This window comes from Mycobacterium sp. IDUB_21 (assembly GCF_055419425.1).
The window spans coordinates 173473-185886 of record NZ_JBVAXQ010000003.1; the positions used below are offsets into that span (position 1 = coordinate 173473).

Consider the following 12414-nt stretch of genomic DNA (forward strand, 5'->3'; position numbering starts at 1 on the left):
CGCTACGCGGAAGGGACGGGCTACGGTGAGCGGCAGTATTTCTGGGTTCCGGGGCCCGTTGAGTACAACGCGCGGCCGGAACGAGTCAGCAGGGAGGGCGGGCCGCGATGGTGAACCGGCTGTCGGTGACGGATGCGGCCTTCTATCGGCTGGAGAACACGACCACGCCGATGTACGTGCAGTCGCTCTACATTCTGCGTAAGCCGCGCGGCGGGCTGAGCTACGAGAAGTTGCTCGACACCGTCGAGCAACGGTTGCCGCAGACCCCGCGCTACCGGCAGAAGATCCGTGAAGTCACGATGAACCTGGCCCGCCCGGTATGGGTAGACGACCACGAGTTCGACATCACCTATCACGTGCGGCATCTCGCGGTGCCGTCTCCCGGCAGTGACCGGCAGTTGCACGAGCTGATTGCTCACCTGGGTCAACAGCCGCTGGACCGGCTGCGGCCGCTGTGGGAGATGTACCTGATCGAAGGCTTGGCGGACAACCGGATCGCGCTCTACATCAAGTCGCATCAGGCGCTCGTCCATGGAATGGCGGCGCCGGCGATCGGACACGTCCTGGTCGACCGGACGCAGCGCCCCCCGCCGTTCGACGAGGACATCTGGGTGCCGCGTCACGAGCCCGGCGCCGTCGAACTGGTCGTCGGCGCGGTCGGGGATTGGGTGATTGCGCCGCGGACCCAGCTGCAGGCGGTGGGGTCGACGGTCGGCAGTCCACTGACCTGGGTGGGCCGCAAGGCATTCGACGCCGCCCGGGCGATCGCGCACGGCACGGCTCCGCGCACGCCGCTCAACACCCAGGTGTCGCAGAACCGCCTCTTCACGGTGGCGCGCGGTGCGCTGGAGGACTATCGCACGGTCCGGGTCCGCTACGACTGCGCCATCAACGACGTCGTGCTCGCCGTCATCACCGGGGCACTGCGGAACTGGCTGCTGTCCCGTGGCGAGCCGGTCTCCTCGACGCGGACGGTGCGGGCCATGGCGCCGCTGTCGGTGTACCCGGACCGCGAATACGACACCGCGGGTCAACCTATCGGTGCCGTCACCCCGTTCCTGGTGGATCTTCCCGTCGGAGAACCGAATCCGGTGGTCCGCCTCTCGCAGATCGCCTACGCCACCGAATCGCATCCCACGTCGACCGGCCTGGTGGATGCCCGCACCATCCTGACCGTGTCGGGGTTCGCTCCACCGACTCTGCACGCGATGGGCGTTCGGGTCGCTACCGCTTTCGCCGGGTTCTCCGGGCGGGTGTTCAACCTGTTGATCACCAATGCGCCCGGCGCCCAGCGGCAGCTCTATGTCTGCGGTGCCAAACTGCTCGAGACCTACAGCGTGCCCCCGCTGCTGCCCAACAAGGCGTTCACCATCGGGGTCACCTCCTACAACGGCACGCTGTATTACGGGGTCAACGCCGACCGCAAGTCGATGAGTGACGTCGGGCTGGTCTCGGCGCTGTTGGACGAGGCACTTGCCGAGCTGCTGGAGGCGGCCACATGAGCGGCGAACCCCGGATCGCCGACGACGTTTACGAGGCCGAATTGCTGCGTCTGCAAATCGAATTCGTCAAACTGCAGGAATGGGTGCGCACTACTGGAGCCCGGGTCGTGGTGATCTTCGAGGGCCGTGACGCGGCCGGCAAAGGCGGTGCTATCAAGCGCATCACCGAAAGCCTTCACCCGCGTGTGGTGCACGTGGCGGCTCTTCCTGCGCCCACCGAACGCGAACGGGGTCAGTGGTACTTCCAGCGCTACGTCGCGGCGTTGCCGGCTCGCGGCGAGGTCACGCTTTTCGACCGGTCCTGGTACAACCGCGCCGGCGTGGAGAAGGTGATGGGATTCTGCACGCCGGACGAGCATGCGCTGTTCCTGGCCCAGGCACCGGTCTTCGAACAGCTGTTGATCGACGACGGAATCCTGTTGCGCAAGTACTGGTTCTCGGTCTCGCAAGCCGAGCAGCTGCGCCGTTTCCGCAAGCGGCGCAACGATCCGCTGCGGCAGTGGAAGTTATCCCCGATGGACCTCGAGGCGGTGAACCGTTGGGACGACTACTCGCGGGCCCGCGACGAGATGATGGTGCACACCGACCTCGCGACCAGCCCCTGGTACGTAGTCGAGTCGGAGATCAAGAAACACGCGCGGTTGAACATGATGGCGCACCTGCTGTCGACGATCCCGTATCGGGAAGTGAAGCGCCCGCAGGTGGACCTGCCGGAGCAGCCTGTCGTTACCGGTGACTATCAGCGCCCCGATCGCGGGAACTACCGTTACGTCGAGGACTACGCGGCGACGCTGTTGGGCGAGGCGACAGGCTAGGGTTTTCGCTCATGCGGGTTTACATCCCGGCGACGCTGGCCATGCTGGTCGAGCTGGTCGCCGACGGTTCATTGCGGCCGGTCAGCGGGACCGCGTTCGCAGTGACGCCGACACTGCGGGAGTCCTACGCGCACGGCGACGACGAGGAACTGGCCGAGGTCGCCCTCGGCGAGGCCGCGCTGGCCTCACTGCGGCTGCTCGGCGCCAACACCGCGGGCACCGCCGGTCCAGCGGGCGAGACATTGCCTACCCGCAGGGCGGTGCTGGTCGCCGAGGTCGAGCCGGTCAGCGTTCGCCCCGATCTGGACGCCGCAGTGGTGCGGCTGGACGGGACGGTCGCGATCGGCGACGTGGTCGCCGCCTATGTGGACAACGCGGCCGCCGAACCGGCGGTGCTCGCGGCGGTGGCCGCGATCGACGACGCCGATCTCGGCGACGAGGACGCCGAGCTGACCGTCGGCGACGCCCAGGACCACGACCTGGCCTGGTATGCGACCCAGGAGCTGCCGTTCCTGCTTGACCTGCTCTGATGTCGGCCGGGGAAAGCTGCGCTACCGTCGGTTTATCGATCTCCGGGTAGCGAGCAGGGACGTTTTTGAGTTGAGCAGGAAGATTCCGTCGTTCAATGCGAACGTCGGCGACACCAAGCGGGCGACCGCAGTCGGCGCTGACCGTCATCCGGGTTGGAATGCGTTGCGCCGCATCGTTACACAAATCACCACACCGCTGCTGCCGGACGACTATCTGCGGCTGGCCAACCCATTGTGGTCGGCCCGCGAACTGCGCGGCCGGGTACAGGAGGTGCGGCGTGAAACCGCCGATTCGGCGACGCTGGTCATCAAACCCGGCTGGGGTTTCCACTTCGACTACCAGGCCGGCCAGTACATCGGCATCGGCCTGCTGGTCGACGGACGCTGGCGCTGGCGGTCCTACTCGCTGACCTCGATCCCGGTGCGCGGAGCGCGCACCATCGCCATCACCGTCAAGGCGATGCCCGAGGGATTCCTGTCCAGCCACCTGGTGGACGGGGTAGCCCCGGGCACCGTGGTCCGACTGGCCGCCCCGCAGGGCGAATTCGTGCTGCCCGACCCGGCGCCGGCCACAGTGCTGTTTTTGACCGCCGGGTCCGGAATCACCCCGGTCATGTCGATGCTGCGCACCCTGGCCCGCCGGGACGGCATCACCGATGTGGTGCATCTGCACTCGGCGCCCACCCGCACCGACATGCTGTTCGCCGACGAGTTGGCCGCTTTGGCGCGCGCGCACCCCGGCTACCGGCTGGAGGTACGCGCCACCCGAAGCCAAGGCCGGTTGGATCTGTCCGGGCCCGATTCCCTGGACGCCGAGGTTCCCGACTGGCGCGGCCGGCAGACCTGGGCGTGCGGGCCGGCGGCACTGCTGGGCGATGCCGAGCGCATCTGGGCGGCCGCCGGGATCGCCGACCAACTGCACATCGAGCGGTTCGGCGTCGTGCGTAGCGCGGTGGCCGAGGGTGGCGGTACCGTCACCTTCGCAGCCAGCGGCAAGAGCGTCGCCGTGGATGCGGCGACGACGCTGCTGGAGGCCGGTGAGAGCGTCGGGGTACAGATGCCGTTCGGTTGCCGGATGGGGATCTGTCAGTCCTGCGTGGTGGAGCTGGTGGACGGTCAGGTCCGGGACCTGCGCACCGGTGTCGACCACGAACCGGGCACTCGCATCCAGACGTGTGTCTCGGCGGCCGCGGGTGCTTGCCAACTGGAGGTCTGATGGTTACCCGCTGGTAACTTACGCGAGCGTAGGTTACGATATCGTAAGTCAAGGTATTGAGTACGTCCGGAAAAGGGGTCTGATGGCGGTAACCGACGTCGAGGTGTTCGCGCACCTGACCGACGCCGATGTAGAGAATCTCGCCGCCGAACTGGACACCATCCGCCGCGACGTGGAGACCTCCCGCGGAGAGCGCGACGCCCGCTACATCCGCCGCACCATCGCCACCCAGCGCACCCTCGAAGTGGCCGGCCGGGTACTGCTGGCCGGGAGCTCGCGCCGCCCGGCGCGTTGGGCCGGCACGGCGACCCTGGCGCTGGCCAAGATCATCGAGAACATGGAGATCGCCCACAACGTTCTGCATGGCCAGTGGGACTGGATGAACGACCCGGAGATCCACTCCACCAGCTGGGAGTGGGACATGTCCGGGGCGTCCAAGCACTGGCGCTTCACCCACAACTTCCAGCACCACAAGTACACCAACATCCTCGGGATGGACGACGATGTGGGCTATGGCCTGCTGCGGGTCACCCGGGATCAGCCCTGGAAACGCTCCAACGTGTTCAACGTGTTCTACAACGTCATGTTGGCGATCGGGTTCGAGTGGGGAATCGCATTGCAGCACTTGGATATCGGCAAGATATTCACGCCTCGTGGCGACCGTCAGGCCTACGTTGATCGGCTTCGGGAGTTCGCCGACAAGGCCGGCCGGCAGGTGTTCAAGGATTACGTCGCTTTCCCGGCCTTGACTGCGCTGTCGCCCGGCGCGACGTTCGCCTCGACGCTCAAGGCCAACGCGATCGCCAACGTGATCCGCAACGTGTGGTCCAACGCGATCATCTTCTGTGGTCACTTCCCGGACGGCGCGGAGAAATTCAGCAAAACCGACATGATCGGTGAGTCGCGGGGCCAGTGGTATCTGCGGCAATTGTTGGGCAGTGCCAACATCGACGCCCGGCAGCCGATGCGGTTCATGAGCGGCAGCCTGTCGCATCAGATCGAACATCACCTGTATCCGGACCTTCCGAGCAACCGCTATCCCGAGATCGCGGTGCGGGTGCGCCAGGTCTGCGAGCGCTACGACCTGCCTTACACTTCCGGACCCTTCCTGGTGCAATACGGCAAGACTTGGCGCACCATCGCCAAACTGTCGCTGCCGGACCGATTCCTGCGCGACACCGCCGACGACGCCCCGGAGACCCGCAGCGAGAAGATGTTCGCCGAGCTGGCGCCGGGATCGACCGGTACCGACCCGGTGACCGGACGGCGTCGCGGGCTCAAGACCGCGATCTCGACCGTGCGGGGCTGGCGCCGCGACAAGCGGACCGACCTGGCCGCCTGAACGGGCCGTCTGGCGGCCGCTAACCCTCTCGGAGCGTCGACAACAGCTGTCGCGCGGCAGCGACTCGCCGTGCGGCCGGCCCGGTGAGGGTGTCAAGGGCGCATCCGGGATCGGCCGGGGGCCCCAGATGTCCACAGCCGCGCGGACATTCGGTGATCGCCTCGGCGAGGTCGGAGAACGCCATCAGCACGTCATCGGGTGCGATGTGGGCCAGGCCGAAGGATCGGATGCCCGGGGTGTCGATCACCCAGCCGGATCCGACCAGCCGCAGCGCCACCGACTGGGTGGAGGTGTGTCGCCCCCGGCCGATGTCGGTGACCCGGCCGACGGCGCGGTCGGCTTGGGGGACCAGGCGGTTCACCAGGGTCGATTTGCCGACCCCGGAGTGGCCCAGCAGCACGGTGATTCGGTTGACCAACAGCTCGGCGACCGCCTCGAGCGGGTCGTCTCGACCCGCGGTGACCACCGTGAGATCCAGGTCGGCGAACTGGCCGGCGAACGGTTCCGGATCGGCCAGATCCGTCTTGGTCAGACACAGAATCGGCGTCAGGCCGCCGGCGTAGGCGGCGATCAGAGTCCGCTCGACCAGACCGGTGCGCGGCGGCGGGTCGGCCAGGGCCACCACGATCAGCAGCTGGTCAGCGTTGGCTACCACCACCCGCTCGGTCGGATCGGTGTCATCAGCGGTGCGCCGCAACACCGTTCGCCGGGGCCCCCGCCGGACGATGCGGGCCAGGGTGTCGGGTCGGCCGGAAAGGTCGCCGACGACGTCGACGTGATCGCCGACGACGATCGGGGTGCGGCCCAGCTCGCGGGCGCGCATCGCGGTGACCTGGCAATCCGGCTCACCGTCCAGGACGCAACCCCAACGCCCGCGGTCGACGCTGACCACCATGGCCGACTGTGCGTCGGCATGTTCGGGACGGATCTTGGTGCGCGGTCGGGAGCCGCGGCCGGAACGGACCTTGACGTCGGACTCGTCGTAGTCGCCCGGCTTCAAACGCCCGAACCCGAATCGGCCAGCATCTCCGCCCACATCCGGGGGAACGCAGGCAGCGTCTTGGCGGTGGTCTCGATGTCCTCTACCTCGACGTCGGCGACCCGCAGCCCGATGATCGCGCCGGCGGTGGCCATCCGGTGATCGGCATAGGAGTGCCAGGTTCCGCCGTGCAGCGGTGTCGCGGTGATCACCAGGCCGTCGGCGGTCTCGACGCTGTCGCCGCCCAGTCGGTTGATCTCGGTGGTCAGCGCCGCCAACCGGTCGGTCTCGTGCCCACGTAGGTGGGCGATACCGCTGAGCCGCGACACCGATCCCGGTGCCGCCAGCGCCGCCAGCGCGGCCACCGTCGGGGTGAGCTCGCCGACGGCTCGCAGGTCGACGTCGAATCCCCCGTAGCTTCCCGGCCCTCGTAGGTGTAGTTGCGAGTCGGTGTGGTGCATCACCGCACCCGTTCTGCCGATGATGTCGGTGATGGTGCCGGCCGGTTGAACGCCGACGGTAGGCCAGTCGGGGACGCGCACCTCGCCGCCGGTGACCACGGCGGCCGCCAGGAAGGGGGTGGCGTTGGACAGGTCCGGCTCGATCTCCCAGTGCCGGGCCGCCGGCGTCGCCGGCCGAACCCGCCAGCGGTTGACGGTGGCGTTGTCGACGTCGATGCCGGCTTGGCGCAGCATCGTCACCGTCATCGCGATGTGCGGCGCCGACGGTAGGGAGGCGCCGGTGTGCACCACGGTCAGGCCGTCGTCGAACGCGGCTGCGGCCAGCAACAGGCCGGAGACGAACTGGGAGGATCCCGATGCATCGATCTCCACGCTGCCGCCGGCGACGGACCCGGCGCCCTTGATCGCGAACGGCAGGGCGTCACCGTCGACGGCGATGCCCAGGCCGCGCATCGCATCCAGCAGTGGCGCGATGGGCCGGGTCCGGGCCTGCTCGTCGCCGTCGAATATCACGCTGGCGGTGCCCAACGCGGCCAGCGGCGGCACGAACCGCAACACGGTGCCGGCCAGGCCGCAGTTCAACCGGGTATCCGGCTCGGGGTCGATCTCACCGCTGACCGTCACCTGATGGGCCACCGCCTCCACCCGCAGCCCCAGGGCGCGCAGCGCGTCGAGCATCAGGTCGGTGTCGCGACTGCGCAATGCGCCGGAGAGGGTGGAGACCCCGGCGCCGCGTGCCGCCGCCAGCGCCGCCAGGACCAGCGCCCGGTTGGTCTGGGACTTCGACCCGGGCACGGTGACCGTTGCGTCGACAGGGGTGGTGGTGGTCGGTGCCGGCCAAGTCGTCACAGGTTCATCCTGCCAGCGTTTGGCTCCGGCGCGGGTATTCGGTGGTTCAGCGAGGCTCGACGGAGGAGAGGTGAAGCTGGGACCGCCGCTTCAACCCGGTGGTTCAGCGAGGCTCGACGGAGGAGAGGCGAAGCTGCGACCGCCGCTTCAACCCGGCGCTTTGTGGTGTTCTTTGCCGGTTGGCCGCTTTACATCACCCGACCGTTCACCCGGGGTCGTTACGATCGGCGTATGGCTCTGGCAGCGGGCTCGATTTTTGCTGAGTACACCGTCCTCAAACTGTTGGGGGCCGGTGGGATGGGCAAGGTGTACCTGGCTGCGCATCCACGGCTGCCGCGCCGCGATGCGCTGAAGGTTCTTCGCCGGTCGTTGAGCGCCGACGATGAGTATGAAGAGCGCTTCCGGCGAGAAGCCGAAGCCGCTGCGGTGCTCGATCACCCGAACATCGTGCGCGTGCACGATCGTGGCGAGTATCGCGGCCGGCTGTGGATCGCCATGGAGTACATCGACGGCGAGACGCTCGCCGAGCTGATCACCCGCAGGTTTCCGGCCGGCATGCCGGTTGAGGCCGCAGTCCCGATCGTGGAGAGCATCGCCGATGCACTCGACTACGCCCACAGGCAAGGCGTGGTGCACCGCGACGTCAAACCCAGCAACATCCTGGTGACCGAGTCGCAAGGTGGCGAGCTGAACGCTGTGCTGGCCGACTTCGGCATCGCCCGGCAACTGAGCGGCCCCAGCGGGTTGACTGCGAGCAATCTGGCGATCGGCACCATCGCCTATGCCGCGCCGGAACAATTGATGGGTTCTGAGGGGCTCGAATACGCCGACCAATACGCGCTGGCCGCCACCACCTTCCATATGCTCACCGGTAGGCCGCCGTTCCAGCATGACAACCCGGTGACCGTCATCAGTCATCATCTGAACACCCCGCCCCCACTGCTCAGTGCACAGCGTCCGGAGCTCGAACAGTTCGACGATGTGCTGTCTGCGGCACTGGCCAAGGACCCCGCCGAGAGGTTCCGGACCTGTTCGGATTTCGTCGCGGCGCTGGCTGAGCGGATCGACGACCCGGCTGGCGATGAGGCGTCCGACGCGGCCCACACCGTTGTTCGGGGTGTGCCCCGATCGGTGTTCCCCCCGCCCCCGCCGAGCCGGCTGGCGAAACTGGCGCGGCCGGCTGTTGTCCTGCCGCTGGCACTGGTATTGGTGGGATCGGTGGCGGCAGTCGTCCCGCGCCTGTTGGAGGACGAGCCGGTGGAGACGGCCGCCGCTGCAGGTGGGGCGCCGGCCGGAGCCGTGACGCCACCGGTCAAGGCGCCCCCGTTCGACGGGACCTTCCGTGTCGACGCCAACCGGGCGGGGGAGAAGTACAACGGGGTGCCCAATCCGCACCCGCCCAATGTCAGTACCTGGTGGGCTGTCCGGTCGTCGTGCGACAACAACGTGTGCACCGCGACCGCGAGGATGCTCGACCAGAAGGACCACCGCAAAGCGGCGGTAATGCCGGACGGTGGCACCGAAATGGTCCTCGAGTACGACAACGAGACCTGGCGGTCCCGGCCGCAGCAGGTGGAGGCGGCATGTGTGGGTGCCGATGGGCGGCTGGGCAAACAGACCACCACCCAGGTGCTGTCGCTGGAGCCGACCATTCCGGGCGTTCTGCACGGCGCGATGGTCGCGACTGTCGACACCAACGAGTGCGACCAGCGCGGCGCTCAGGTATGGGTTCCGGTGGTGGCGAGCCGCTTCGGTGACGCACCGGCGGAGGTCGTCGGCGGCGCCGACGCGGCCAAACCGGCCAAACCGGCCTGATATCGGTTTCGCACGGGCCGCTGATCGCTGATCGGCGGCCGGCGGCCGGCGGTCGGTGGTGGGCGACTACCCGGCGCTGGGCGGGCGGGTCATCATCTTGTGGCGGTAGCCGTAGCGCGGCACAAACCGGAAGCCGTTGGCCCCACCGCCGGCGGCACCGGCCCCGGCCATACCCGCCATGCCGGGCATGCCGGCGAGCCCGGCCCGGGGCGTCGCTCCGGCCGCCGCACCTTCCGCGGCCATCCGGCTCGACACCAGCGTCGCCGCCTGATTGGCCACACTCGGGGTCACCGGCCAGCTCTGCGGCACCGACAGGCCACCGATCTGCATGCCGCGGCTCAGCGTGGCGGCCGGCATCCCGCCGCCGGTGCCCGGCGCCACGAATCCCGCGGTTCCCGGCGTCTTGGCCGATTCCGCTGCGTTCGCGAGCATGTCCCTGATCCCCGTGTAGGCCTTGGGCGCGTGTTCCCAGGTGATCATGGTCTGGGAGGCGGAGTCACCGATCGGTGTCGCGCCGAGTCCGCCTCCGAGAAGTTTGTTGATTGATGTCCACTGGTGCAGCAGAGAGGTGATGCCCGCTGGCACCGTACTGCCCCCAGCGGTACCGCCTCCCGCGGTGCCACCTCCGGCGGTGCCGGCTCCCGCTGTGCCGCCTCCCGCGGTCCCGCCACCCACTGTGCTGCCCGGCGTCGTGGGCGCCCCGGTCGCGGTTCCCGCCTGGGCCAGCGACTGCGTCGTGGACAGTGCCTGCGATGACGCCTGCGACGTTGCGGAGTTGCCCACGGCCTGGGTGGTTGCGGCGGCCTGCCCGGCGGGGGCGGCGGGATTGGTGGTCTGCGGCGGCGAACTGAACTCCGACAGCTGCGACGCCGCGGCGGACCCGCCCGCATAGGTGTACATCGCGGTGGCGTCCTGCGCCCACATCGCCGCGTAGTGGGCTTCGGTCGCCGCGATGGCCCCGGCGTTCTGGCCGAAGAAGTTGGTGGCGACCAGCGTCATCAGCTGGACCCTGTTAGCCAGCACCACCGGGGGCGGAACGGTCATGGCGAAGGCTGCCTCGAAGGCGGCCGCGGCGGCTTTGGCTTGGCTGGCCGCCAGCTCGGCTTGCGCGGCGGTGGCCTTGAACCAGGTGGTGAACGGCAGCGCCGCGGCCGCCATGGCCGTGGCCGAGGGCCCCCGCCACGGGCCGCCGGTCAGATCCGCGATGGTCATATCCAATGCGGCCGCCGTCAGGCTCAACTCTTGGGCCAGTACATCCCAGGCCCCCCCTGCTGCCAACATCGGGCCGGATCCGGCTCCCGCGTACATCCGCGCGGAATTGATCTCCGGTGGCAGTGCCCCGTAGTCGATCACTGATCCCCTGGCCGCTATCCGCCGAACGGACGGCGTGGCATGACAGTCAATGCGGTTCCGTAGCGCGGAGCGCCGAACCCGCGGAATCCGGCCCCGGCCGCACCCGCGGCGGGCACTCCGGGCATTCCGGCCATTCCGGGCATTCCCGCTGGGGGCGCCATCGGGGTCGTGCCGAGGATTCCACCGGCAGACGGGACAGTCGCGGCGGGACCGACCGGCACCCATGAGCCGCCCGAGACCGGGCCCAACGCGCTCATCGGTGGTGCGGGCGGAATCCAGGCCGGTGGCACCGATAGGCCGCCGATGGAGCCGGCGGCGCCCGATGCCGCGTTGGCGGCGCCTGAGGCAGCGCCCGCGGCACTCGAGGCAGCGCCGCCTGCGGCCTTGGCGGCATCCTTAGCTGCACTGCTCAGCAGGTTCTGTACCCCGGTGACACCACTCAGGCCACGCCAAACCGCACAGATGTTGTTTGCCTGCAGGTTGGTACTGGAGATCAGCTGGCTCATCGTCTGGCTGCCCAGTTGGTAGTTCGGGTCGGCCAGGATGGCGTCGGCGCCCGTCGGTGTGTCGACTGCCGGCTGTGCGGTCATCGAGTTCATCAGGCTCTGCAGCGTGCCGGACGCCTTCGTGGCCTGGGTCGCCGTGGCGCTGCCGGCCGCCTGTGCGAGGGCGTTGCCCGTCGCGGCCTCGCCGCCCGGGTTGGTCGGGTTCGGCGGCGGCGTGAAGTCGCCGAGCTTGGTGGCCGCGCTGGACTGGGCGTGGTAGCCGTACATCGCCATGGTGTCCTGCGCCCACATCTCGCCGTGCTCGGCTTCGGTGGCCGCGATCGACGGGGTGTTCTGCCCGAGGATGTTGGTGTTGACCAACTGCTGCAGCTGTTGGCGGTTGGCCGTGACCGCCATCGGCGGCACAATCGTTGCGTGTGCCGTCTCGTAGGCGGCCGCGGCGGCCCGGCCCTGGCCGGCGGCCTGCTCGGCTTGCGCGGCGGTGAGTTCCATCCAGTTCACATAGGGCGCGGCCGCGGTCGCCATCGTCGCCGACGCCGGCCCCAGCCATTCCTCACTCGTCAGCTGGCTGATGACCGCCCGGTAGGACGCCGCAACGGATTTCAGCTCGGCGGCCAGTGCGCTCCACGCCGACGACGCCACCGTCATCGGTTCGGAGCCGGGCCCGGAATAGATCTTGGTGGATGTCACCTCGGGAGGTGAGCTCAAGTAGTCCATTGCCGCGACCTAACCGGCCGCGGCGGCGTTGGCCGCCTCGGTGGCGGCGTACGCGCCGGCTCCGTTGCTCAGCGCGTTCACGAACATCTCGTGGACGGCCGCGGCCTGGGCGCTGACCATCTGGTAGGCCTGGGCGTGTGCGGCGAACTGCGCCGCGGTCAACGCGGAGACCTCGTCGGCGGCGGCCGGAATCACCCCGGTGGTGGGTGCCGCTGCCGCCGCACTGTGGGCGGTCATCGCTGAACCGATGGTTCGCAGGTTGGCGACTGCGGCCAGTAGGGCTTCGGGTTGCGTCGTTACGAACGACATAACGCTCCTCGTCCAGTCCT

General features: G+C 68.7%; 11 protein-coding genes. 6 read left to right on the top strand and 5 right to left on the bottom strand.

Annotation, left to right across the window (positions count from 1 at the left end; all coding sequences use genetic code 11):
• The first annotated feature begins 107 nt into the window (after positions 1–107).
• From ACZYY4_RS06110 to ACZYY4_RS06130, 5 genes are all read left to right on the top strand, one after another.
• Positions 108–1502 (top strand): WS/DGAT/MGAT family O-acyltransferase, encoded by a 1395-nt coding sequence (locus tag ACZYY4_RS06110; RefSeq protein WP_463808681.1) that lies wholly within the window; start codon positions 108–110, stop codon positions 1500–1502.
• Positions 1499–2317: a polyphosphate kinase 2 gene (gene ppk2, locus ACZYY4_RS06115; RefSeq protein WP_463808683.1), complete on the top strand. Its 819-nt coding sequence runs from the start codon at positions 1499–1501 to the stop codon at positions 2315–2317. Before ACZYY4_RS06110 ends, ppk2 begins: the two co-directional genes overlap by 4 nt.
• 11 nt (positions 2318–2328) lie before the next feature.
• Entirely contained in the window at positions 2329–2847 is a 519-nt protein-coding gene (locus ACZYY4_RS06120; RefSeq protein ID WP_463808684.1) for a DUF6912 family protein, read from the top strand.
• Positions 2848–2917: 70 nt separating this feature from the next.
• The gene (locus ACZYY4_RS06125) at positions 2918–4063 is read left to right on the top strand and encodes a ferredoxin reductase (protein ID WP_463808686.1); all 1146 of its coding nucleotides are present in this window, start codon (positions 2918–2920) and stop codon (positions 4061–4063) included.
• A gap of 82 nt (positions 4064–4145) precedes the next feature.
• A complete protein-coding gene (locus tag ACZYY4_RS06130; RefSeq protein ID WP_463808688.1) occupies positions 4146–5405 on the top strand; it encodes a fatty acid desaturase family protein in 1260 nt (419 codons plus the stop codon).
• 19 nt (positions 5406–5424) lie between these two features.
• Here the strand turns inward: ACZYY4_RS06130 and rsgA are convergent, their stop codons facing one another.
• Positions 5425–6405, bottom strand: coding sequence for a ribosome small subunit-dependent GTPase A (gene rsgA, locus ACZYY4_RS06135; protein WP_463808690.1), 981 nt, complete (start codon positions 6403–6405; stop codon positions 5425–5427).
• On the bottom strand, positions 6402–7694 hold the full coding sequence (gene aroA / locus ACZYY4_RS06140; protein ID WP_463808691.1) for a 3-phosphoshikimate 1-carboxyvinyltransferase: 1293 nt from the start codon (positions 7692–7694) through the stop codon (positions 6402–6404). Before aroA ends, rsgA begins: the two co-directional genes overlap by 4 nt.
• A 231-nt stretch (positions 7695–7925) precedes the next feature.
• On the opposite strand from aroA, the gene ACZYY4_RS06145 reads away from it, so the two are divergent.
• Complete coding sequence (locus ACZYY4_RS06145) at positions 7926–9509, top strand: serine/threonine-protein kinase (protein ID WP_463808692.1); 1584 nt, start codon at positions 7926–7928, stop codon at positions 9507–9509.
• A 66-nt stretch (positions 9510–9575) separates the two neighbouring features.
• Here ACZYY4_RS06145 and ACZYY4_RS06150 read toward each other — a convergent pair whose 3' ends face one another.
• Genes ACZYY4_RS06150 through ACZYY4_RS06160 form a run of 3 tightly spaced genes read right to left on the bottom strand, consistent with a single transcriptional unit; the run spans position 9576 to position 12394 of the window.
• The gene (locus tag ACZYY4_RS06150) at positions 9576–10862 is read right to left on the bottom strand and encodes a PPE family protein (protein ID WP_463808694.1); all 1287 of its coding nucleotides are present in this window, start codon (positions 10860–10862) and stop codon (positions 9576–9578) included.
• 14 nt (positions 10863–10876) lie between these two features.
• A complete protein-coding gene (locus ACZYY4_RS06155) occupies positions 10877–12085 on the bottom strand; it encodes a PPE family protein (protein ID WP_463808695.1) in 1209 nt (402 codons plus the stop codon).
• Positions 12086–12094: 9 nt separating this feature from the next.
• Positions 12095–12394 (bottom strand): PE family protein, encoded by a 300-nt coding sequence (locus tag ACZYY4_RS06160; protein ID WP_463808696.1) that lies wholly within the window; start codon positions 12392–12394, stop codon positions 12095–12097.
• Positions 12395–12414: the final 20 nt, after the last annotated feature.

Bases quoted from the DNA above. Each gene is read 5' to 3' on its own strand.
- ACZYY4_RS06110 (WP_463808681.1), top strand. From the start codon at position 108: ATGGTGAACCGGCTGTCGGTGACGGATGCGGCCTTCTATCGGCTGGAG.
- ppk2 (WP_463808683.1), top strand. From the start codon at position 1,499: ATGAGCGGCGAACCCCGGATCGCCGACGACGTTTACGAGGCCGAATTG.
- ACZYY4_RS06120 (WP_463808684.1), top strand. From the start codon at position 2,329: ATGCGGGTTTACATCCCGGCGACGCTGGCCATGCTGGTCGAGCTGGTC.
- ACZYY4_RS06130 (WP_463808688.1), top strand. From the start codon at position 4,146: ATGGCGGTAACCGACGTCGAGGTGTTCGCGCACCTGACCGACGCCGAT.
- ACZYY4_RS06145 (WP_463808692.1), top strand. From the start codon at position 7,926: ATGGCTCTGGCAGCGGGCTCGATTTTTGCTGAGTACACCGTCCTCAAA.
- ACZYY4_RS06155 (WP_463808695.1), bottom strand. From the start codon at position 12,085: ATGGACTACTTGAGCTCACCTCCCGAGGTGACATCCACCAAGATCTAT.
- ACZYY4_RS06160 (WP_463808696.1), bottom strand. From the start codon at position 12,394: ATGTCGTTCGTAACGACGCAACCCGAAGCCCTACTGGCCGCAGTCGCC.